The organism is Pedobacter suwonensis (genome assembly GCF_900111825.1).
GTDB lineage: Bacteria > Bacteroidota > Bacteroidia > Sphingobacteriales > Sphingobacteriaceae > Pedobacter > Pedobacter suwonensis.
The window spans coordinates 179504-204828 of record NZ_FOJM01000001.1; the positions used below are offsets into that span (position 1 = coordinate 179504).

Consider the following 25325-nt stretch of genomic DNA (forward strand, 5'->3'; position numbering starts at 1 on the left):
ACGAAAAAAATTGTGATCATGAAAATGTTCCCGAAATATTTCGATTTATATAACACAACTATGAACGACTAAAGTTATTTAGCCCTCAAAAGGAAAGCACATTTACTCTTGGAGTAAATATAATTTAGGAATACTTAAAGCAGGATTTAATCCCGAATTCTTCATCAGTGTTTTTGTTGATGGTAATTCAATTTGGTACCATTCCTCGTCATGCAGCGCAATATAATTTTTCTAAAGCTTTGATAGAACTCACCAATCCCAAGGTTGCCGTTGCTTCAGCTAAGGGCGAAGTGGAATCCAATGGAAAAGGACGTAGACCAGATCAATACATCCTGGGCTGTTTTCAGGATAAAGGAATTGAGGTTCATAAAACGCAGGATTGCAGTGTTTATTTGGAGCTGACAGAAAATGGAGCAGCTAAGTATCACAATCGTATTGTTTAGCAACTGCTTAACAAATACATGGTCGGCACTGGCAGTCAGACAGCGGACGGCTGTAGTTAAAATCAGTCAAAAATTAAGTTTATTGCGCAACTTATTAACAATCAGATAACTGCATTATTTCAACCAAAATACATCTGACGGCATTATAACTTTAGATTTCGATGAAATAACTACAAATAAATGTTTACACCTGCTATGGATGTTGATAAGTCGATAACACTAATTTTTTTAGTATTATTTATTTTTAGGTCTTGAATACGAAGGTTTATTATCTGATAATCAAGATTAAAAATATAAAGACATGGTTTTAACAGAGGTTGAAGTAAAAAAGCAGAAGGTCGTTGAAGATCCTAAATTATCCCTAAAGCAATTTGCACGGTACCCTGATTCTACGGTGAGGGGTAAAATTACGATTCTAACTAAAGGCAAGTATCCTGGAAGTTTTATTCCGACCTACTACGAAGAGGCTCGAAAGATTATTGTAAATGCGTTCTCTGCCAACTTTAATGATGGCTTTGAGCTTTATTTTACTGAATTTCAAAGGCAGGCCGCAAGGCTTAAAAAAGAGGCCTTGCCATTTGAGCCTAAAACCAAGGATTACAAAAACCGTAATTGCTCGGGAGAAGGCTTGGAAAGGATGGTGGCGATGCAGAAGTCAATAATGCCTATTTTGCAAAAATATATTTTCAGTAGTAACCTAGGCCATAATAGGGATAACATTTACATTAAGGAAGTTAGGATTGGTGCAATGTCGGACCTTCACTTGTTTGATAGTACCAGAAATCAGATTGGTCTGCTCAAATTTAACTTCACCAAAACAAAATTAAAGGACCATGAAGCGCCGTTATCGCTTCTGGTACTTCGGAGTTTTTTTGCTAATGTAAAACAGCTTAAACTTGAACCTAAGCATTGTCTTTTTATTGATGTTTTTTCGGGAAATATTTACAATGCAGAGCGCGCTTCGGCAGTCACGGAATTAGCAGAAACTAGTTGTAGGGAAATAGCTGCCCAATGGCCGCATATCATCAAACCTAATAACGATTAAAAGTCACTCTATTCTAGCGTATTAAAATTGTTTCAAATATTTACAATCATTTATAACCAGTTTATTTACTCGCCTCCGCGTTCTGTTTGATAGCTTTCCTCTAATATTCCTGTAACCTCTTCTCCCAAAGATTCCGCATAAACTCCAAATGCATGGTCTAGGAGGTCACGATAAAGTTTGGAATGCGGTAGCCTACCAAAATCTTTCTCATGAAAATGTTTCCTTGAGGTTTGCTCGTACCAGATTTTTATATTCAAATATCTATCATTTTGTCCTTCCTCAATGATATCTAAAATATCCTGGATGGAGCGAGCATTTTTAGCTGCGCTAACATAGGTGTTGTATAAATGGTTAACCTCCCACAACAAGTCACGGTCGTTGTACTTACCATAAAGTTGAAATACGTTTATATTACCATGATCAGGTGCCAGGTCCCGTTCATCCGCATCTCCGATAAACTGTTTCCATTTGTGAGAATCCCTATCTACCATAATTTTTAGGTCAATTGCTTCCAAGTGCACGCCCAACTCGTCGAAAAGGGGCTTAAATACCATATCCCTTTTGAATCCTGAAACATATGGGTTCAGGTGAAATTCATCTGAAAAAAGTATCTTACCTTTGTTAGGGACGTTACATACATAATCGCTTGGTACCAAGTTGAATAATGACAAAGCCAACATTGGATGATCTGTCTGACTAAAAAAATGATCCAGTTGGTATTGATCTATAATCCTGCCAGATTTAGGGTTTTTTCTATGATTCGCTTTGCTAATGTTGCAATAAGCACAGTATAATGAGATGGCCTGATCGTAAAAATAAGTACGAACTTCAGTTCCCAAATCTTCATAAGAAAAAGCTAAATACATAACATCTTTTTCATGTTTTGTCGCGATTTCAAAAGTTTCAAATAATTGATCGTGTATTCCTTTGATATCTAGGGGTTCGCCTATAAGTAAATTTCTTAAACTTTCACTTTCCTCTATCAATAAGTGGTCTATCAAGTTGGTTAGTTTAACAAAATCAACGTGTATAATTTCCGTTGCTCCTTCTTGATAGAGTTTGAGGGTTTCGATATATTTATTTTTATTGAACGCTCCTGCTGCTCGAGCAGGTTTGACTGAGGAATCAACAATAGCCTTAGTAAAAGATTTAACCGGTACAATCTCATCCAACTGGATTGAATCGGGATCCAATAGATGTGCTAATGATGTTCGAAGGTATTTCAAACGAATGATTACCGATGGATGGATCATAGCGAGGTATTGTTGACGAAAACCCTCCCGGTCTGCTATCTGAATTTTAATCATGCTGACGGTTTTTAAAGTTTTCAAGGCTGTATCTTAAAAAAGCATCACCAACATTTTCCAGTAAACGGCCATCATCTTCGGTAGCTGTTCTATTTCTAACCCGCTCTATGGCTTCTTTAATTTCATTTTCCGCGAATTCGCCCATCAACGTTCCTGTGAGAAAAAAGCCGTCCGCTAGTAAATCATTTATATTTGCCGCGAAAGTCTGTGAAGATGGGACTTTTGAAATAGTGCGTCCAGTTCCGCTTGCGGGTTCAAGCAACAGAATATTTTCACGTGGTATATCCGATAATATAAACGGTGAATGTGTTAATAAAAGTACATTGATTGCGGTGATATTAGTTCTGCCATTCTGGTAGAAGCGGGTAAATTCGGTCAATAGACGGTTGACAAAGCGCCGCTGGTATTCTGGATGGAAATACAGTTCAATCTCATCGTAGATAACATTAATAGCGCTGTATTTTGTACGTTTACCTTTTCCCAGATGGGCAGACTGCAGATTGTTGATGTGATAAATCACTGATTGAACGGTATGAATTAACTGTTGTTCGCCTGAGCTAAGAGCCGTAAAGTTAGATAAGACATTTTTTTCATTGGATAATTCAAAATCAATGTCAAATATTGATGGCGGTAGAGTGGTCATTATCGTTAATCCAGAAGTAGCATTCGACCAATCAAATACCTCATTTAGACTGTAGCGGAAAGTTATTCCATACTCACCCTGGAGCTGAGGTTTTTTAACATTGAACATCCGTTCCTCATTTGTGTTCAGGCAATATTTCAGGAAGTGCACGGCCTGTTTTAACTTATAGGTAATATGACTGCCGTCTTCAAAGATGTCCTGAAAAAATTTCTCGTTTAGAACAAATGGAGTGTTCTCTCCAAATTGGTAACCCATCCCAAACCAGGGATAACGTTTTGGAATTGTGTCTAGTTTTTTGACGATATAATTTATGATGATTTCTTTTAACGCGAAATCCTTAGTGAGTAACGCTGCTTCCTCTGCTGTATCCAAGTATTGGGCTATAAAGGTGGTGAACATATTTACCTCTCTTATGTTGCCTCGTATAATTCCATTTCTTATCCTTAAATTTATTGTAATGGTGGCTACCTTATCCCTATTAACCTTGAAAATTACTCGACTAATAAAACGGTTGTCACTGACAAAAACCTTTTCCCCAACATCTGATCGCTTCCATTCTTGCAGTTTATTTGATAATAACCTATATCGTGCGAAGTTCATCTCTGAATTGATGTTGAAGTTCCCATCTGTACGCATGGGATTGATTACAATTGGCGCAGTGTAGCCGTCATTTTTATGAAAAAGCGAGTTTATCCATTCGCCAATGTGAAATGCATTAAGCGCATAATGAGAATAGTTTACTGCGATGGTATAAAAAAAATGCTGGGAGAGATTTTTTTCATCAATGGTTGTAGTTAATGTCTTTTGATTGGTCTTATCTCCATTCTTGACATAACTAATTGCGTCCGGTTTCGTATCCTTAGCCATTAGAGACTCCGGATTAAGCTTCAATCGATAATATCGGCCGTTAAGTTCAAAGTATATTTCAGCCTTAAGGTCTTTAACAAAACTATTAATCTCCTTTTCTCGGACACTATTTCGCTTTAGTTCCTCATTTACAAACTGTTTCCTATCTTTCAAATCCTGCTCATCGCGGGAAAGTGCTTCAAATTTACCTTTAATTCCATCGACAAAGGCTACATCTATTTTATCACTATCGGCAATTGATTTTCTAATACTTCTTTTATACGCAGCAATTGCCTTTTCTCGTTCAATGAAGCCAGCTTTCTCATTTTCAAGTTCTAGGCTGAGCTTATTTAAACCATTGATACTAGGCTGCAGGATGTCGAGATTCACGCAGTGCAAGTAAATACATGAGAATAGCAATTCAACAAGCGTACTTTTTCCTGCTCCATTTTTGCCCGCTATTGCCGAAACGCTTATTTCAAGGGGTTTGCCATCTGCTGAATTCTTATTATAGATTTTTGTGGGAAAATTAGAAACTTTTCTAATGGAGGACACCTGTTCATCAGAAATATCCCTTATTTTCTCATTAGAACTGTTATAATATGTATATCCATTGTAAATGGAGTAGATTCGCCCCAATGTTAAGTTTTTGGCAAACCTTCGGTGACATCCCTTCAAAGGACGAATAGCTAGTAACTTAAAATCAGTCATGCGTTAATTAATTTGTGTAAATCTAATAATTTATTGTATGTGGCATAATTTTTAGTTACCGGTTAACTTTTGCCTCTCAGCCTTATTGGTAGTTTTGCCTATTCTACATTCGTACTGATTTTCTAAGAAAATTACAATCAAAATTTAGTTTTCTTTAATAACTTAGCCATGGCAAAAATCAAAACGCTCCAAGATCTTTTGGCCATTCCTCATTCCCGACTATCCCACAGGATACTAAAGGATTATGAAGTGACTTTTTTTTAAGGAGCGGTTAATATGTTTTTTAAATGAAAAAGTTTCTCTATCTGCTTGGCAAGCCACAATTACTTTTCGTCATATGTTTACCGATTCTGTTCATAATATTCCGAAATCCATTAAGACTAAATTTGATGGTTTTATAGTATTGCCATTATTTGGAGATATTGAAAGTAATACTTTAAACAGTATTATGTTCAGTATGCTCGCTATTATTTCCTTAGTGGTATCCTATGGTCAGTTCCGGGCGAAAAAAGCATTAAGTGCGGACTGGAGTTTATTATTTCTCTTCGTGTTAATCGCATATGTTATCATCCGTTGGTTCACAGACTGCTACGAGTTTATGCCCTTTTCTTATTTCGGAAATATTAAATACACAGACGTAGTCATCCTTATTTGTTTAGAGGCAGTGGTGCTTAAAACCAATGAGATATATAGTAAAAGTGATGAGCCAGTTTATCTAGATGAACCCTTTCTCATTGATTTGCCAATATTGGGAAGTGAACAGGATTTACTCAACCGCCAAAAGTTTGCAGTTCGTATCGCTAATAAAATCCAGTCTTTGCCAAACCTAGACGACGCTGGCTCGCTTGCAATTGGCATTACTGGAGAGTGGGGATCTGGGAAAACCTCCTTTAATAACCTAATCGAAGCAGCTATAGATAAAGAAAACCGGATTATTATCAAATTTAACCCATGGCGAAGTTCTTCCTCCGAAAAAATTATTGAAGATTTTTTCTCCTTGCTTATAGCTGAGCTAAAACCTTATGACCAAAATCTTTCTAATAGTGTTTATGCTTATGCGAGGACATTGACAAAGATTGATGACAACATTTTAACCAAGATTATACAGTATGTAGCGGATCTTTTTGAGCGGAGCAACAAGAATGAAATTTATGATTCTATTAATAAATCCCTCGTCGCCATTAGCAAGCAAATCATCATTTTTATAGATGATCTGGATAGACTCGATAAAAAAGAAATTGCCGAGGTGCTTAGGATAATCCGCAATACGGGGAATTTTAACAAGGTAGTATATGTGGTGGCATATGATAAGGACTATGTACTTGAGGGCATAAAATCATTCAATGAGTCCAATCATCAAGCTTTTCTAGAAAAAATATTTCAGTTTGAGTTTGCACTTCCCTTATATAGAGCTGAAGTTATTCGTCATTACCTTAAAACTTTGTTAAGATCTCAGTTACCTGAGGGATTTGAAAATCAGGTGGAGATTGCTTTGGAGTCCAGAGGATATAATGGGGTAAATTTCACAAGTGAAATCATTGAAACGCATCGCGGCGCTATACGATTGGTAAATGCTTTGTCCTTTGAGATTAAGGATATCATTCATGATGTTTTTTTCTATGATTTTTACCTGTTACAACTTCTCAAAACAAAATTTCCTAAAGTATTCAAATTACTTTTTGATAATTACCAGTTGTATTTTGTTCCCTTTGATCGTGGAAAAGAAGTGTATCATCGGCTTCGAAAAGAACACGAGCGAAATGTTGATGACAATCAACTGGATATGAGACGCTTTATGAGGTTTGGCGATGATGGACTGAGGGATAATAATTTAACCGAGGAACAGAAAGAACCAATATTTTTTTCAGAATTACCCAGGCTGGGATTATCAGAATCGCAACAGCTGCTAATTAGGCGATTAATATTTGAACTACTCGATCCGGACCGAGAGACAGGTACACTTAAAAACGAGCGGTATAAAGTTTTTGCAAAAGCCGCTAATTTTTATAAATATTTTGCCTTTGAACTCTTAGATGGAGAGATACCATCCGTTGATTTTGAGAATTCCAGAAGAAATCCATACGAGAAATATCTAGAAGAGGTAATACAGTGGACAAATGAGAATAAATTTAGCGCAGTTATGGACAGGCTGAATAAAATTGAAATATTTGAAACGCTGGCTGAGTTTGAGAACCACATAAAGATCCTCTTTGAAATTGGCCGCTGGTATTCGAAACGCGATGGAATACATGGCTATGATAAAGGCTATTTATTGGGTGTTATGTTGTACCCGATGAAAAACATTGAAGAACAACTCAGTCTTTATGGCTCCATGGACGAGTACATAACATTTTTGAAAAGTAATTTCATTCAAGATGAAGGGAGCCGGGCCTTTGAGAACTTGATGATAAACTACATACTTTCTCAACATGAAAAATTTCCAATTTCTAATCCAGAACTCTCAAAAATTAGTCTAGAGAATCTTAAGCGGTATACCTTGGAATTTGATGAACTGAGTTCAGAATTTTGGAATGTTTACCATAGCTGTAAAGTTAAAGATGAGGAAAGCTTTAGACTTCAAACACCCCCTGAGGCGCAAGCGATGATGCGTGAATTTTATAAAACCCATACTTATGCTAAGGACCTTGGTAAATTCATCATGCAGACCAGTCCGGAATCAGAATATTACTATATAGACAAGGCAAGGTGGGAAGGAATATTTGATTCAATCGGTGAGTTTGAAGAATGGTTTAATAGTGCTCTTAATATTGATAAGACATCAACATATTTCGGCGAATTTATTTCCTTTTACAATAAGAGCATACCTGCACGGCCAAACGGAATCAAATGGGATTTCAAATATATAACACCAGATCGTTGGAGATAATAAGAAATACTAGAAATTAAAAATGAAAAACGACACCATATACCTTTTACATTTAACCACCGAACATGCCGAAGAGCTCTATAATTTGGTTGATGATGAAGAGGTGAAACGATACTTTTCATCCTTTAACGGCGAAAAAGATGAGATCATATCTCAATTAGTTGGCTTGAATCAAAATTTACGGAAGCAGCAGTACTGGGGTATATTTAACACAGATAGAGTGTTAGTTGGGTATATTTCAATCAAGGCTAATCTAGATATTATCAAGACACAAGATCCGGAAATCGATACTGACGCGCTGTTCGAGATGCTAAATGAAAGTCCTGTTCAAGGCAAGAAGAGGGAGGAACGCGAATTATTAAAGGCACCATTTGCTGTTGATTTTGTAACACATCGGGATTTCAGGACAAAGGGTTTAGCATTTATGGCGATCGAATTATTAAAAGACTATGCGAAATCAGCAGGTATTACCGCGTTATATTTTGACGTACATCAGGAAAATATTGGTTCAAAAAACCTCATGACAAAAATTGGTGCGGTCCACTTAAAGGATTCAGATAACCTATTGTACCCCTCAGGTATATATGAACTTTCTTTAAAAGAGGGTCCCAAGGAAATAGCTGACTTTATTTCTTCTCATTCCTTGGAGAGACAAAAGCCATACAACATGGCCCGTCAAATGATTAGTCAAGTTCCGGAGCTATTTAACCAACGTGAAATTTTAATTGAACTATTCGAGCGGATATTTGAAAAGATCCCCCGCATTGAAACCTGTCCTGACATTGAAAGCTGTTGTTTAAAAACTGAATTTAATGAAAGGCATATGGAGATTGGGACTAAACGAAGGGAAAACCCGCTGACATTGATTTTTTCTATTGCTCACGAATATGGCCATCTACTTCAACCTTTACCAAGTGAACTAGAGAAAAAGCCTTTTAGCAGAGAAAAGTATTTGCGCGAAGCGCAGGCCTGGGACCTTGCGGAAGATTTTTTAAGAGGTTTTCCATTATATTTATATCATTGGCCGGAGTTTATTCGCTTCAGAAATTCGAGACTAGAGAGTTATCTACCATAATAAATTAGTCGGTAAATATGATTGATTATATGATCCAAGCAGGGAGAATTAATAATTTGCTTCTAAATACTTTAGTTAACATATGGCAACCAGCATGATTCTTGGCGCGGGATTCTCGTATAATGCCGGCCTCCCTTTGGTTTCAGGGATATCGGAAAAATTCTTGCGGGATCCACTTGAGGACCAAATATTATTCTTTGGTTCTGGTGAGTGGAAGTGGGTCGATTGGGCAAATCACGCTGATATGCAAAACGGACGTATCCAGCATCTTGGTCTCGAGATTGGTTATTTTATTTCTTATCTAATTAAAGAATTTCAGAAATCAAGTGGCGAGGAAGTTATTAATTATGAAAAATTTTATCAGTTTGTTATCGATAAGCGCTATACAGAAACTGAGAAATTCGAGCAATACTTGAAAGATGCGGAGTTAGCGTTCAAAAAAAAATATCCCATTTCCAAGGCTGAGTTCTCAGAGTTACCGGATTATGAGATATTTTCTTGCATTTATCATTTAATCGAAGATTTGTTGTGGGTGAGGCTAAGTTATGATGAAATTTCAAAACGATATTCAACCTATATTAATTTTTTTAAAGCGAAGCATCACCAATTGAACATCTTTACCCTCAATCATGACCTGCTTTTGGAAAGAATATTTGACCATGAAAAAATTTCATATTGCGATGGCTTCTCAACAAACGGAAAGATTTTGTTAGGATCTCGGAATCAAAAGCTACCTGTTTTCAGTAACTCGTTTTATGGCCCCATAAATGTTCTGAAACTGCATGGTTCAATTGACCTTTATAAGTACAATTACATCAGAGAGACAAACCGTTATAAAGGTTATGATTATTTTAAAACACTAGACTACCGTGACAAACACTATGCGACCGATGTAGATGATTCTGGAAAAGTGGTGCAAAATTTCACTCCTCAAATTGTTCCGCAATTTATAACCGGAGCCTCAAAGATGGATATCATCAATAGTAATAATATGTACAGGGAATTATATGAACGGTTTAGCCAGGAACTCATCAAAAGTGAAAAGTTAATAATTATTGGTTATTCATATCAAGACGATCATATTAACAGTGTGATAGAAAAATCCTTAAAAAATTTCAGTCAAGTTATCAATATTAATCCAGGTGCAAAGTTTCCATTCGAACATCAAAACATTCATAACTTATTGCCAGACGAGGTTCCACTTGAGCTCCTGATCCATTAAAAACGAGCCTACCTAGTTTTGCTGACTGATTGCGAGAGTTAAGGTTAAATAAAAATCCCCTTATTTTCTTTGGAAACTGTATATAATGGATAAACCAATTTGATTGGCTCCATTCTGCCAATTTTAGAAGAGTCCGAAACAAACTGGTTATCAAGAAGTAATCAAAAATTTATTTTAGGTGAAGAGGGGGCAATAGGTTATGGTTTTTCCATATAGTGATGAGAAACTTGGCAAGAAATATACGAACGAAGATCTATTTAGATCAGCGTTTGAAGTGTCAAGTAAGTATAATCAACCTATCGACTAAAACTTATGTACCAATCGGGAATGTCAATATACCAATTGTTGTCTGCTGTTTTGTAAAACAAGAATGTTGTTCTCATTATTTGTTATATTGAATCATCTCTTTATTGGCAGCTGGTTTTTTTTGTTACTCTTTTTATCAAAAATGCACTTACGGCCGTAAAACATAAAAAAAACCGCGCGCAGCCTATCTGAGTAGCCGCGGCCGTTACTAATCTACTTAAAAAGAGGGTGAAATTTATTTTAAAACTCGGGAAGCAAAATAAATTTTATCAGATTTTTCTGATTAAAAAACGTCTCCGAGGCGAGTTTTAAATTTTCAGGATTAATGTTATTAAGCAAGGAATTATTCCCTAGAACCTCTAGCGGATTTTCTTTATTTTCGAATTGGCCACCCAGGTTAGATATTACGGTTCGATTTGTGCCAGCTATTTTGGAGTGTCAGTGCCAGCAATTACGATTTAAAGGATGCCACTTTTAATTTTTAAAGAGAATGATTATATTTACACAATAGCAATTGCAGCTAAAACGTACAAAAATAAATGGTGAGCGATTAGGTGAGTTGAATCGAAAACCGCATAAAATACTATTTAAACGCTGATTTTAGAACCAGGTGCAAATCCCAGCGGGATCACATAAGTCCTTTCCTGCTCATTGGAGCATTTTATTTCATGATGCTAAAAGCCTAAACAGCCGTTTATTGTCTCTGCCTGTTCCAACGCAGCAATACCCCAGGGCGAATTTCTCTTCACCTTTTATTTACCCATTGTATACCTTCCCATCCAAAGTGAGGTAAATGTTTGATCTGCCTGATCTATACCAGGGCTATAGCTCTACCAAAGTAAGTGTTTAGCAGTGTGCAAGCAGGTGTCACGCAAGCCTGGCCGGAAGGTGGGTCAAACGTGGGGTAAATGTGGGGTGAAGGTGGACTTTTGAATGTTTTTTGGGAGTAATTTTTTTTCAGATGGATGATTTGGGTACTCATCTTTTTGGGTGATTATAATATACTCAAATTATGGCGAAACAGACAAAAAAAGCTTGTAAATTTTCGACAAGGGCAATATCAACGCAATTTATTAGGGTTTGTACCAGGCGTTGGGAAGCTGCTATAGATTGATCATTGTACCGTGCTTGCAATTCGCCTCATGGAGTAGATCAACTTAATTTTATTCATCTAGCCATAGGCAACAGTGCTAAAATTGAACGGGTAAATAACTGAAGCTGTTTTGTGTCTGGTTGCCCCTTCCCCATCCATATCTTTACGGGCTAAATCAACGTAACCTGAACGCTCTTCTTAAAGCACCAGGAAGGATTTTAAGGTTTTAATCAGCCAATGAGGTATAGTTCAGGCCATCACCCGCAACTGTAAATTAACAGGGAACCTCGCTCAATGCTTCCTTTTTTATATGCTGTTTTATGATTGTTGCGCCTCGAGCTGCAAGCCACTCAGGTACTTATACAGCCCTTGTTCAGTTTTCATGAGTTCCTGGTGGGTGCCCGATTCAACAATCTGGCCCTTTTCCAGCACCAGGATCCTGTCTGCTTCACGAATGGTAGATAACCGGTGCGCGATGATGATAGACGTCCGTCCGCTCATTAATTCTTCAAGTGCTTCCTGCACCAGGCGTTCTGATTCAGAGTCGAGCGAAGAAGTGGCTTCGTCCAGAATCAGTATAGACGGATTTTTTAACAGGGCCCGTGCAATGGCAATGCGCTGGCGTTGCCCGCCCGAAAGTTTTACGCCACGTTCTCCAACAACGGTTTCGTAGCCTTCTGGAAATGCACTGATAAAATCATGCGCATTTGCCCTTTTAGCCGCCTGTATAATTTCTGTTTTTGTAGCCTTTAGCTTGCCATAGGCGATGTTTTCCAATATCGTTCCGCCAAATAACATCACATCCTGTGGCACAATCGCGATCTGATTCCGTATATCCGTAAGTGAATAGGCGGTGGCTGGTTTGCCATCAAACAGGATTTCGCCGCTTTGCGGATGATAAAATTGCAGGATCAATCCTGCAGTAGTCGATTTACCCGAACCACTTGGACCTACTATAGCTATTTTTTGTCCGGCTTTCGCTTCGAAAGATACCTGGTTTAACACCCGTACTTCCGGCCTTGAGGGATAGGCAAAATTAATGTGTTTAAAAGCAAGATTCCCCGCTATTTTTTGTTTTGGTACGTTGTCGTTTTCGACTATCGATACTGCTTCACCCTGTTCGCCCAATATCTCCAGCACCCGTTCGCTGGCACCTACAGCCTTTTGCAGGTTGGCAAAAAGTTCCGGAAAACTACCCAGGGAACTGCCAAGGAACATCGCATAAAGTGAAAATTTTAAAAGTTCGCCAAAGGTAATTTCCTGGTGACTGACCAGGATACAGCCATAACCAATCACCCCCAGTACACTTCCAAAAACACAAAGCACGATAAAGGAAACAAACATGCCTCTGAATTTGGCTCCTTTAATAGCAATATCGGCTACCTCGCGGATGGTATTCCTGTACCGTGCGGCTTCAAAGGCTTCATTTACAAACGCCTTTACATTTGATATGCCCGACAGGGTTTCTTCAACAATGCTGTTTGATTCGGCCATTTTATCCTGGGCCTGGCGCGAAATCTTCTTGATAAACCGCCCGAATAACACCGCAAACACAATCATCAGGGGTAAAATCAAAAGCAGGGTAAAAACCAGTTTTTTCGAAATGATGGCCATCAAGACAATGCCGCCTGCAAACAATACAAACTGCCGTAACATCTCAGCAATGGTGGTGGTTAAGGTATCCTGAACCTGCGACAGATCCGCAGAGATCCTGCTGTTGAGCTCCCCAACCCTGCGGTTGGAAAAGAAGTTCATCGGCAAGGTGATCAACTTGAAATAGGTATCGCGCCTGATATCGGCAAGGGAACGTTCTGCTACATTGACAAACCATAAAATTCTAAAATAAGATACCACTGCCTGCAAGGCCAATACAACAAAGGCTAACATTAAGATTCCCGGTATGGTATCCGGCAAATAACCATTGGCGTGTTTACCCTGTGCGGTATCAATCAATGCACCGATAAAAGATGGAAAGGCCAGCCCAACCAAACTTGATAAAAAGAGAAAAAACAGCGCTGCAATGAATTTGCCGCGATAGGGTTTCAGATAAGTGAGCAAACGGGCAACATTACCCAAACTTTTTCTGTTTATTTTGGCTTTTGATAATTCAACGCCTGGTGCATTTCCGCTGTTTAACTGTTTTCTTGCCATTGTTTTGATGTGATCTTGTTTGGGGGCGATTTCTGCTCTATCGCTTATTCCTGCGCCAAAGCAGGTTTTGATAGTGAAGACGGATCAATGCCAAAAATACTTTAAATATCATCATAAATTAGGCAGTTTATTCGTGGCTTAATTAACTTGTTCTAGCCGGACATCACTGGCTTCATTCGGCTCAAAAGCTCCCGAAATGTCTTCCACTGACTGGGATCAATTCAAGGTGATTTGCAACATTTCCAAAAAAAAGTATCACGAGCTGATATTTCAAATTTTAATCTACCGGATAGAAATGTTTTCCTCCGTTGTAATAGATAGGATAATCTATGCTTTTTCGCGATTTCCTTTCAGGATAGAGAATCGCATCCATTTGAAAAAAAATCATTAGCTTTATTTAGGTTATTGCAGCTAAATTTTATAAGGGAAAAGTATATCTGGTAACTATTTGATTTTCGTTGTATAGGATGATTCTGGTCAGATCATATTTATCTCCTATCATTTGAACTTAGGTATTTAGACATAAAATAATGATGCGCTTAAAGCCGCAGAAATGTAGGATATCGGAAAAAGTACCGGTGATAAAACGATAAGAGACGACGAAGCTTTTTAAATGTGCCGTGTTTCGGTTTAAGTTCAATTAAATGAAGTATTATTTTAACTTTCTATAAAATAATGATATTCAGGTGTATGTGTGTTTTATCAATACATTCGTCTAGTTGTTATGCGTAAAAAATAAATGATGAAAGCTAAGCTCTTTAATTATACGGCAGGCCAATGGACGGCTGAGAACGGTGAAGAAAACATAGTTGCTGATCAGTTTCAATTGGTATTGTGTTTTGGTGGTAAGCATTTATTGCAGACCATTGATGTATACCTGCAGTTAAAATCACTTTTTACAAATGCAGATATTGCGTTATGCAGTGCTGCAGGAGAAATTTACCAGCAAACGGTATGCGATAATGCACTTATTGCTATTGCTTTAGCTTTTGATTCAACCTCGATAAAAACTTCGCTGGCCAATATAAACGAATATGAAAATAGTTACGCTGCGGCGATCGGGTTAATTGAGAAATTGCCAAAAGAGGAATTAAGCTATATACTAACATTTGCCGATGGAAATATGGTAAATGGAAGTGAGCTGATTAAAGGACTAAACGTTGCCGCGGGAAACATTTTGGTAACCGGTGGTTTGGCTGGTGATGATGCCAATTTTAAATCCACTTTAGTGGGACTCAATCAAAACCCAGGTGAAGGAAACATCATTGCCATTGGTTTTTATGGGAACAGGCTGCTGGTTACCCATGGCTCGCAGGGTGGTTGGGACATGTTCGGTTTGGAGCGAACGGTAACCCGATCGCAGGCAAATGTATTGTATGAAATTAATGGCGAAAGTGCGCTGGATTTATATAAAAAATATTTGGGACCTGATGTGGATAACCTCCCGGCCTCTGCATTATTATTTCCGTTAGCGATTTCTATTCCAGGTTTTTCAGAGCCAATTGTACGTACCATTTTATCGATTGATGAAGATAAAAAAACGATGACTTTTGCAGGAGACATACCCGAGGGCTCAAAGGTAAGGTTGATGAAAGCAAATTTCGATAATTTGATCGAAGCTTCGAGCCATGCAGCCACAAATAGCCTTAAACAAAATCAAAAGCCGGATTTTGCTTTGCTCATCAGTTGTGTTGGGCGTAAATTAATACTCGGCCCCAGAACCGAGGAAGAAGTTGAAGCAGTTGCTGAAGTGTTTGCTAAAGAAACTACCATCGCGGGTTTTTATTCGTATGGTGAGATTTCCCCGTTTAATAATAGTGGAACCTGCCAGCTACACAATCAAACGATGACCATTACTTCATTCTATGAATTACCATAAGTTACTCAATAAGCAGATTAGCAAATATTTATCTGCCGAACTGGTGGAGAATCCGGCTATTAAAAAATTTTTGAGCGTAATCAGCGATTCCTATGACGCGTTGCTAAGAGATAAATTATTGGTTGAAAGGGCTTTTTCAATTAGTGAAGAAGAGTATATATCCGTAAATAAAAAACTAAGCCATGAAGTATCGGTAAAAAGGAAATCAATTGAAACCTTGAAAAACATTTTGGGTGAAATGGGTCGTAATTATCAGGGCGAAAATCCTGATGATTTTCTTGCCATTGCCGAATACCTGAATAAACAGGTTACGTTAAGGAAAAGTGCAGAAAAGGTATTTACTTCTTTGGTGGAAAACTCGCACAGCGGGATTTTATTGGAAGATGAGCATAGAAACATCGTTTTTACGAATCAGCTTTTTTGCGATCTGTTTCAGATACCCTATCCACCAGATGCACTTATTGGTACCAGCTGCAGTGATAGCGCAGAGCAATCAAAACACCTTTTTAACAATCCTGATGAGTTTGTTGCCGGTATCGGACAAATACTGAAAAACAGAGCTTTCGAGAGTACAAACCTAACGCTAGCCGATGGAAGGATATTAAAACGCGAGTACATTCCGATTTTTATCGACGATGTATACAGGGGACACCTTTGGAATTATACCGATATTACCGAAAAGAGAAAAGCGATGGAAGCGCTTGAGCAGAGCGAATTAAAAAATCGCCTGATCATGAATTCGGCTTTGGATGCCATTATTACCATCGATAGCGAGGGATTAATTACTTTCTGGAATCCTCAGGCAGAGAAAATATTTGGCTGGAAGGAAGCTGAAGTGATCGGAAAGCATTTAACAGATAACATTATTCCATCCTACCACAAAGCCGGACATAAAGCGGGTATGGAAAGGTACCATCAAAATAGTGCCGGTACAATTTTAAATAAAATGATTGAAATGCCTGCGATGAATAAAAACGGAGCGGAATTTTCGGTTGAATTGTCTATCATTCCCGTAAGCCAGGGCAGTACAATTTTTTTCTGTGCCTTTATCAGGGATATTTCTGACAGAAAGAAAAATGAAGAAGAGCTAAGGGCAAGTAAGGAGCTATGGCAATTTGCTTTGGAAGGCGCCGGTGATGGTGTTTGGGAATACAATTTCCAAAACAAAAAAGCCTTTTTTTCTAAAAAATACAAAAGCATGCTCGGCTATGGGGATGAAGATTTTGCTAATGACCCTGATGAATGGTTAAGCCGGATACATCCCGATGACCTTCCTAAAATTTTGGAGACAGATGAAGCCTATTTTGCAGGTGAAATAAATTCACATCAGCGGGAGTACCGGATATTACATAAAAATGGCAACTACATATGGGTACTTGACCGGGGAATGATCGTGAACAGAACACCAGATGGGTTGCCGGAGAGAATTATCGGTACCCATTCTGACATCACTGAACGTAAACTTTCTGAGCAGGCCCTGATCAACAAAGAAGAAAAGTACCGAAACATCATCACCAATATGAACCTGGGCTTACTGGAGGTTGATAATGACGGATATATTCAATTTGCAAATCAAACCTTTTGTAAAATGATCGGCTTTGACCAGGAAGAACTTGCCGGAGCGAAAGACACAGATATAATAGACCTTGGCGAAAGTAAGGAGACCGTAGCGTCAAAAACAAGTCTCCGAAAACATGGAATATCGGATGCCTATGAAGTGAAAGTTCGGAATAGAGCCGGCGAATTAAGATGGTGGCTCATAAGCGGAGCGCCAAGGCTCAATGATAAAGGGGAACATATCGGCTCTGTCGGAATACACTTAGACATCACTGAGCAGAAAAAACTAGAGCATGAGCTTATCAAAGCTAAAGAGGCTGCCGAGGAATCAACGAAATCAAAAGAAGCATTTCTGGCCAATATGAGCCATGAAATACGAACGCCAATGAATGCCATTTCCGGGATGGCCAATCAGCTTAGTAAAACAAAATTAGATCATCATCAGCAATTTTTTCTCAATACGATCCGCTCCTCTGCCGATAATCTGCTCGTAATTATCAATGATATTCTTGACCTAAGTAAAATAGAGTCTGGCAAGCTGGGTATTGAAAAAATTGGATTTGAACCTAAAAAGGTCATTAGCCATGTTATGCAGGTGATGCAGCACCGGGCCGAAGAAAAAGGACTTACATTTACCAACTCATTTTACGATCAACGACTTTCGAGGGTGTTAATTGGCGATCCTTACCGCCTTTCCCAAATTATGCTCAATTTAGTCAGCAATGCAATTAAGTTTACCCCTAAAGGAAAAGTAGATATTCAATGCAGCGTTTTACAGGATCACGAATCGGAACAGCTTATTGAGATAAGCGTGATTGACAGTGGCGTTGGAATGGAGCAGACATTTGTTAACCACCTGTTCGCTAAATTTTCACAGGAAGATAATTCTATTACCAGAAAATACGGAGGAACCGGACTGGGCATGAGCATATCTAAAGAACTCATTGAACTGATGGGGGGAGAAATTAAGGTAAACAGCGAAAAAAACAAAGGAACTACCGTATCCTTCAACCTCTGGATACCAAAAGGTAACGAACAGGACCTTATAGAGAAAGGCAATATTGAAGTAGATACGACATTACTGAATGGTAAGCAGATTCTGATTACCGATGACAATGAAACCAACCGGCTTCTGGCCTCAGCAATACTGGGTAATTTTGGTGCTGTTGTTACCGAGGCAGCTAACGGACACGAAGCGCTTCTTTTAATTGAAAAGAATAAATTTGATCTGATCTTGATGGATGTACAAATGCCCGAAATGGATGGGTTGGAAGCAACCAGGTTGGTTAGGGAAAAACTAATAGATGTACCGATTATAGCACTAACCGCTTTCGCATTAAAAGGAGATAATCAAAAATGCTTAGACAATGGCATGGACGATTACTTGTCAAAACCATTTGAAGAAGAACAGCTCCTTGAAATTGCTTCGAAATGGCTGGGTAAATTTCACTCAGTAAAAAAAGAACCTGATAACGTAACTGATACACCACTTTATAATTTATCAAAAATTGAGGGCATAGCAAGAGGTAATACCAAATTCATCAATAATCTGGTCGGCTTTTTTATCCGGCATATACCGCTTACGTTAAAAGAGATAAATGATGCATACGATCACAATGATTTTTCGAAAATTTCAAAGCTTGTACATCGGATTAAACCCTCTGTAGCTGACATGGGTATATCATCCATAAAGGACGAGTTGATCGAAATAGAGAATTTTGCACCGGAATATGGTAAATCGCAAAGACTTGACTATTTACTGAATAACATCAATGTGGTATTAAATCAGGTGGTTTCCGCATTGAAAGCTAATATCGTATCTGATGTTTAATCTTTAACGGTTGATTTGGTTGCTGCCTTTTGATGTTACACTGCGCGATAAAATTGTTTGCTGATGGACCTGCGTTTACCTTTTAGTGCTATGGTGGGTTCACGTCGTTTAAATAACCAGGAAATCCCTCAGCTAAACGAAAGAAATTAGCAAACAAAAGAGCTCCAGACTGTTCGGAATCGATGTTTTTGAATTAAAAATCAATAAAATTTTTTAATTCAAATAAATAAACGTTAATTAGACATTTATTTATTGTTATGAGCAAAGCAAACTATGTAATTGGAGTAGATTATGGGACTGATTCTGTCCGATCTGTTCTAGTCGATACCGCAAATGGAAAAGAAATTTCGGCCTCTGTTTTTCTTTATCCCAGATGGCAAAAAGGTTTATACTGTAAACCGGCTGTTAACCAGTTCCGCCAGCATCCCTTAGATTATATTGAAGGTTTAGAGCATACCATAAAAGATTGTTTAACCAAAGCCGGTGGTGCAGAAATTGCTTCTTTAGTAAGGGGTATTTCGATTGATACGACAGGTTCTAGTCCGGTTGCTGTTGATGCAGCGGGTACTCCCCTGGCTTTAACACCTGGTTTTGAAGAGAATCCAAATGCCATGTTTGTGCTTTGGAAAGACCATACAGCGGTTAAAGAAGCTGCAGAAATTAATGAGCATGCTACCCGGTTCGAAACCAACTATTTGAAGTATGTAGGCGGAATTTATTCGTCTGAATGGTTTTGGGCCAAACTCTTGCGTACCTTAAGAGTAGATCAGTCTATTCGGAACAGTGCGCAATCCTGGGTAGAACATTGTGACTGGATTCCGTTTTTACTTTGTGGCGGCAAGGATGTGACTACCATGAAAAGAAGTCGTTGCGCTGCCGGACACAAAGCCTTATGGGCAGAAGAATTTAACGGTTTGCCACCGGAAGATTTTTTTAGCAGTCTGGATCCGCTTTTGGCCGGTTTCAGAGATAAATTATTTAATGATACCGATACTTCTGATGTTGCCGCCGGAACCTTGTGCGAAGAGTGGGCAAATAAATTAGGCTTAAGTACCGATGTGGTAATCGGTGTTGGCGCTTTTGATGCACACATGGGTGCAGTTGGCGGACAGATTGAACCTTATTATTTAAGTAAGGTAATGGGTACAAGTACCTGCGATATTTTAGTAGCACCTAACCAGGATTTAGATGGAAAACTGATAAACGGTATATGTGGACAGGTAAATGGTTCTGTAATTCCGGGTATGGCAGGTTTAGAGGCAGGTCAGTCTGCTTTTGGTGATGTATACGCCTGGTTTAAAAATTTGATCAGCTGGCCGCTAAACCATTTGCTAACTGAATCTGAACTTATTGATGAGGCCACGGCAATTGCGCTGAAAGAAGAACTTGAAGCCAAAATTATCGCCAGTTTAAGTAAGCAGGCTGAAGCTTTAGATGATGATGATTATGCAGAGCTGGCTGTAGATTGGTTAAACGGCAGAAGAACGCCTGATGCGAATCAGGAACTTAAAGGTGCCATCACTGGTTTGGGTTTAGGAACCGATGCTCCGCGGTTTTTCCGCGCACTGGCAGCCGCAACCTGTTTTGGCGCCAAAGCCATTGTAGATCGTTTTAAAGAACAAGGGGTGCCTGTAAAAGGTATTATTGGCATTGGTGGAGTGGCTAAAAAATCGGCTTATATTATGCAGATGATGTCTGATGTGCTCGAAATGCCGATCCGGATCCACCGCTTTGAGCATACCTGTGCTTTAGGTGCAGCTATGTTTGCCGCAGTAGCAGCCGGTATTTACCCGAATATTGAGGAAGCCATGCAAGCCATGGGTACCGGTTTTGAAAAAGAATATAAGCCAAATGTGAAAAAGCAAAAGCTTTACCGCCAGCATTATCAGCAATATTTAGGGCTTGGCCGTTATTTGGAGAAATACAGCAAAAAAGATGTTAAACCTTATCTGTCATGAGCAACTATCAGGATATAAAACAACAGGCTTACGAAGCCAATATGCAGTTGCCGAAATTGGGATTGGTACTGTTTACCTTCGGTAATGTAAGTGCCGCCGACCGTTCAAAAGGAGTATTTGCAATTAAGCCCAGTGGTGTGCCTTATGAGGATTTAACGCCGGAAAAAATGGTGATTGTAGATTTTGATGGGAAAACGGTTGAAGGTAGTCTCCGCCCCTCTTCGGATACGCAAACGCACGCCGTTTTGTATAAGCACTGGGAAGATATTGGTGGCGTGGTGCATACCCACTCTACCTACGGCACTGCCTGGGCGCAGGCGCAAAAAGCCATCCCGATTTTTGGTACCACCCATGCTGACCATTTAACTGTCGATATTCCGTGTGCACCACCGATGGATGACGCCATGATTAAAGGTAATTATGAATATGAAACGGGGTTCCAGATCATCAATCACTTTGAAAGCCTGGGCTTAAGCCATAAAGAAGTAGAAATGATTTTAGTAGGTAATCATGCGCCTTTTACCTGGGGTAAAACAGCAGAGAAAGCCGTTTACAACAGTGCCGTACTGGAGGCCGTAGCGCAAATGGCTTTGTTAACGCAACAAATTAATCCGCAGGCACCAAAGTTAAAAGATTCGTTAATCGAAAAGCATTATGAGCGTAAACATGGTGCAGGTGCTTACTACGGACAGAAATAGTGAGTCCAAAGTTTTGAACCATCGGTTGGTGTCGCACCGACCGGAAAATAATAAACCTATCAGGTTTTAAAACCTGATAGGTTTATTTGAATAAATTAAAAACAAAATAATTAAAAACAACATAAACAGTAATGATTGATTTAAAAAAATTACAGGTTTGGTTTATCACCGGTACACAACATTTATACGGCGAAGAAACCTTGAAGCAAGTAGCAGAACATGCACAGCAAGTTGCTGATTCATTGAATCAAAACCAAAACATTTCGGTTTCGGTGGTGTACAAGCCGATTGTAAAAACCACCGAGGAGATTTTTGAAACTTTACAACAGGCCAATATCGATGAGAACTGTATTGGAGTTATTACCTGGATGCACACGTTCTCTCCTGCAAAAATGTGGATCAGGGGTTTGAATGTATTGCAGAAACCTTTGTTACACCTGCATACACAATTCAATCGTGATATTCCATGGAATACCATTGATATGGATTTTATGAACCTGAACCAAAGTGCACACGGCGACCGCGAATTTGGTTTTATGGTTTCGCGTATGCGTAAAGACCGTAAAGTGGTGGTTGGACACTGGCAGGATGAAGAAGTGGCAAAACAGATTGATACCTGGTGCAGGGCTGCTGCCGGATGGAACGATTGGCAGGGCGCTAAATTTGCACGCTTTGGCGATAACATGCGCTTTGTAGCGGTTACCGATGGCGACAAGGTTGAAGCGGAAATGAAATTTGGCTTTTCAGTAAACACTTACGGTATAGGTGATTTAGTAGCCGTAATTAATGGAATTGATGAGGAAGCTGTTCAGGCTTTATTAAAAGAATACGAAGCTACCTATGAAATGGCTGATGACCTGAAAGCTGGTGGCGCAAGACACCAATCGGTTTACGATGCGGCTAAAATTGAGTTGGGATTACGCAAGTTTTTAGTTGATGGTGGCTTTAAAGGTTTCTCAGATACCTTTGAAGATTTACACGGGATGATTCAGTTGCCTGGTATTGCAGCACAACGTTTGATGGCCGATGGTTACGGTTTTGCCGGTGAAGGTGATTGGAAAACTGCGGCTTTGGTACGTGCGTGTAAGGTAATGGGCGCGGGTTTACCAGGTGGAAATGCTTTTATGGAAGATTATACGTATCATTTTGATCCGGCAAATGCCATGGTGCTGGGTTCGCACATGCTGGAAGTAGACGCCAGCCTGGCATCAGGAAAAGCAAGTTTAGAAGTACATCCACTGGGCATTGGCGGTAAAGCCGATCCGGCACGTTTGGTATTCAACGTAGGCGGTGGCGATGCCCTGAATGCTTCGTTAATTGATATGGGCAACCGTTTCCGTTTACTGGTAAATGAAGTTAAAGCCGTTGAAGCAGAAAATGATTTGCCTAACCTGCCTGTTGCACGCGTGCTTTGGAAACCACTGCCTGATATGAAAACAGGTTGTGCAGCATGGATTTACGCGGGTGGAGCACACCACACGGCTTACAGTCAGAATTTAACTACCGAGCACTTGTCAGATTTTGCCAACATTGCCGGTTTGGAATACATTAACATTGGGGCCGATACGAAAATCAATCAGTTCAGAAATGAATTGCATTGGAATGAGGTGTTTTATAAAGGTTAAGCTAGCTAAACCCCAATAATACAGAAGCCGATAATTTAAATTTATCGGCTTTTTTTTGGGATTATACTTTTCAGCGATAAAATCGCTGTCCTCATGCATCCGCGTTACAAACGCGGACGATTTTTTTCTTTCAGCAGGTTATCGGATATGGCCTAACAAAATGGAGAGATAACAATAGACATTCGTCATTGCAAGAAGGTTTTTTCAGCCGACGAAGCAATCTTTCTAGCAAGAATCGCTGGCATGACAGATTGCTTTGTCGTTCCTCCTCGCAGTGACGATCTATTTACGCTCCAGTTTTCATTAGTGTTGGTTAATTGCCGGCATTGGTATAAACTGCAAACTAATAACTGTCGACTGAAAACTGATTAAGCGTTCGCCAAAGCCCGATCTAAATGTACATAGCCACCATCTACATGGATTATTTGCCCGGTAGTGTGACTTGAGCGGGCCGACATTAGAAATACCGTCATATTGGCGATTTCTTCTGCAGTGGTCATTCTGTTTTCTAAAGGAATTTTAGCGGTAATTTCATTTAGTTTTTCCTGTGCATCAGTTAACGTTTCGATCCAGGTTTCGTAGGCGGGTGTCCAGCACTCTGCCACCACAACTGCATTAACCCTGATGCCATATTTTAAAAGTTCTACCGCCCACTCGCGGGTTAGCGCATTTCTGCCACCATTGGCTGCCGCATAGGCTGAGGTGTTGCCCTGACCGGTTTCAGCTGTTTTGGAAGTGATATTTACAATTGCCCCCTTGCTTTTGATTAGCTCAGGCAAAGCATGGTGCGCCATCAGGTAGTAATGCACTACATTTTTGTGGAGCGAAGCCATAAAACTTTCATAATCGCCACGCTCAAGGCCCACCCCATCATTTACACCGGCATTGTTTACCAGACCATCAATCCTGCCAAATTTAGCGACAATCTGGGCAATTACTTTTTCGCAATCTTCCGGTTTGGAAAGTTCGGCTACAAACTGATCGGCTTTTTTGCCTAGCGCGATAATTTCATCAACCACCTTCTGGTTGTCTGCTGCTTTTCTGCCTACAATTACGGCGACGGCATCTTCTTTGGCAAATACTTCCGCGATACTACGGCCAATGCCTTTGGCCGCGCCGGTAATGATGATTACTTTTTCTTTTAGTTGTAAATCCATATTTATTTTTTTTTGCCACAGATTAACACAGATTTGGTTTTAGTTTGAGATTTGTGTTTGTCTTTTTTAGCTGTGGGTTGTTTTTAGTTTCTGCTTTATTTTTTGCCACAGATTTCACGGATAGACACGGATTATGTTTATTAATATCTGCGTTTATCCTTTTTATCAGTGGTTTATTCTGATTGTTTTTTCTGTTCTATTTTTTGCCACAGATTGCACGGATAGACAAGGATTACGTTTATTAATATCTGTGTTCATCCTTTTTATCAGTGGTTTATTATAATTGTTTTTTTCTGTTCTATTTTTGCCACAGATTTCACGGATAGACACGGATTATGTTTATTAATATCTGTGTTCATTCTTTTTATCTGTGGTTTATTCTAATTGTTTTTTTCTTGTTTTATTTTTTGCCACAGATTTCACAGATTAACACAGATTTGGTTTAGAGATTTGTGTTTGTCTTTTGTAGCTGTGGGTTGTTTTATTTGTTTTTAGTTCCTGCTTTATTATTTTGCCGCGGATTGCACGGATAGACACGGATTATGTTTATTAATATCTGTGTTCATCCTTTTTATCAGTGGTTTATTCCAATTGTTTTTTTCTGTTCTATTTTTTGCCACAGATTTCACAGATTAACACAGATTTGGTTTAGAGATTTGTGTTTGTCTTTTTTAGCTGTGGGTTGTTTTTAGTTCCTGCTTTATTATTTTGCCGCGGATTGCACGGATAGACACGGCTTATGTTTATTAATATCTGCGTTCATCCTTTTATCAGTGGTTTATTCTGATTGTTTTTTTCTGTTCTATTTTTTGCCACAGATTGCACGGATAAACACGGATTACGTTTATTAATATCTGTGTTCATCCTTTTTATCAGTGGTTTATTCTAATT

At 39.1% G+C, this 25325-nt stretch carries 14 protein-coding genes; 10 read left to right on the plus strand and 4 right to left on the minus strand.

Annotation, left to right across the window (positions count from 1 at the left end):
- Window positions 1-176 precede the first annotated feature (176 nt).
- Both BM107_RS00785 and BM107_RS00790 read left to right on the plus strand, forming a co-directional pair.
- Window positions 177-443, plus strand: coding sequence for a ComEC/Rec2 family competence protein (locus BM107_RS00785; protein ID WP_139222252.1), 267 nt, complete (start codon window positions 177-179; stop codon window positions 441-443).
- Window positions 444-744: 301 nt separating this feature from the next.
- Window positions 745-1488, plus strand: coding sequence for a hypothetical protein (locus BM107_RS00790; RefSeq protein WP_090979262.1), 744 nt, complete (start codon window positions 745-747; stop codon window positions 1486-1488).
- Window positions 1489-1553: 65 nt separating this feature from the next.
- On the opposite strand, the gene BM107_RS00795 is transcribed toward BM107_RS00790, so the two are convergent.
- Entirely contained in the window at window positions 1554-2795 is a 1242-nt protein-coding gene (locus tag BM107_RS00795) for a hypothetical protein (RefSeq protein ID WP_090979264.1), read from the minus strand.
- Window positions 2788-4995: an AAA family ATPase gene (locus BM107_RS00800; protein ID WP_090979266.1), complete on the minus strand. Its 2208-nt coding sequence runs from the start codon at window positions 4993-4995 to the stop codon at window positions 2788-2790. Before BM107_RS00800 ends, BM107_RS00795 begins: the two co-directional genes overlap by 8 nt.
- Window positions 4996-5332: 337 nt before the next feature.
- Between BM107_RS00800 and BM107_RS00805 the strand changes: the two genes are divergently transcribed.
- The 3 genes from BM107_RS00805 to BM107_RS00815 all read left to right on the plus strand — a co-directional run bounded on the left by BM107_RS00805 (window position 5333) and on the right by BM107_RS00815 (window position 10179).
- Entirely contained in the window at window positions 5333-7882 is a 2550-nt protein-coding gene (locus BM107_RS00805; protein ID WP_090979268.1) for a KAP family P-loop NTPase fold protein, read from the plus strand.
- 22 nt (window positions 7883-7904) lie between these two features.
- Window positions 7905-8957 carry a GNAT family N-acetyltransferase gene (locus BM107_RS00810; RefSeq protein WP_090979270.1) on the plus strand — a complete coding sequence of 351 codons (1053 nt, stop codon included), beginning with the start codon at window positions 7905-7907 and terminating at the stop codon, window positions 8955-8957.
- Between the two features lie 82 nt (window positions 8958-9039).
- Window positions 9040-10179 carry an SIR2 family protein gene (locus BM107_RS00815; RefSeq protein WP_090979272.1) on the plus strand — a complete coding sequence of 380 codons (1140 nt, stop codon included), beginning with the start codon at window positions 9040-9042 and terminating at the stop codon, window positions 10177-10179.
- 1717 nt (window positions 10180-11896) lie between these two features.
- Here the strand turns inward: BM107_RS00815 and BM107_RS00820 are convergent.
- On the minus strand, window positions 11897-13729 hold the full coding sequence (locus tag BM107_RS00820; protein ID WP_090979274.1) for an ABC transporter ATP-binding protein: 1833 nt from the start codon (window positions 13727-13729) through the stop codon (window positions 11897-11899).
- Between the two features lie 739 nt (window positions 13730-14468).
- Between BM107_RS00820 and BM107_RS00825 the strand changes: the two genes are divergently transcribed.
- The 5 genes from BM107_RS00825 (at window position 14469) to araA (ending at window position 23277) form a co-directional block, all read left to right on the plus strand.
- On the plus strand, window positions 14469-15608 hold the full coding sequence (locus tag BM107_RS00825; protein WP_208864306.1) for an FIST signal transduction protein: 1140 nt from the start codon (window positions 14469-14471) through the stop codon (window positions 15606-15608).
- Window positions 15595-18996 (plus strand): PAS domain-containing hybrid sensor histidine kinase/response regulator, encoded by a 3402-nt coding sequence (locus BM107_RS00830; protein WP_090979278.1) that lies wholly within the window; start codon window positions 15595-15597, stop codon window positions 18994-18996. Before BM107_RS00825 ends, BM107_RS00830 begins: the two co-directional genes overlap by 14 nt.
- A 257-nt stretch (window positions 18997-19253) precedes the next feature.
- Complete coding sequence (locus BM107_RS00835) at window positions 19254-20954, plus strand: ribulokinase (protein ID WP_090979280.1); 1701 nt, start codon at window positions 19254-19256, stop codon at window positions 20952-20954.
- Window positions 20951-21652 (plus strand): L-ribulose-5-phosphate 4-epimerase, encoded by a 702-nt coding sequence (locus BM107_RS00840; RefSeq protein ID WP_090979282.1) that lies wholly within the window; start codon window positions 20951-20953, stop codon window positions 21650-21652. The genes BM107_RS00835 and BM107_RS00840 overlap by 4 nt, the downstream gene beginning before the upstream one ends.
- A gap of 131 nt (window positions 21653-21783) precedes the next feature.
- Window positions 21784-23277 carry an L-arabinose isomerase gene (gene araA / locus BM107_RS00845; protein ID WP_090979284.1) on the plus strand — a complete coding sequence of 498 codons (1494 nt, stop codon included), beginning with the start codon at window positions 21784-21786 and terminating at the stop codon, window positions 23275-23277.
- A 368-nt stretch (window positions 23278-23645) separates the two neighbouring features.
- On the opposite strand, the gene BM107_RS00850 is transcribed toward araA, so the two are convergent.
- Complete coding sequence (locus BM107_RS00850) at window positions 23646-24434, minus strand: L-fucose dehydrogenase (RefSeq protein WP_090979286.1); 789 nt, start codon at window positions 24432-24434, stop codon at window positions 23646-23648.
- Window positions 24435-25325: the final 891 nt, after the last annotated feature.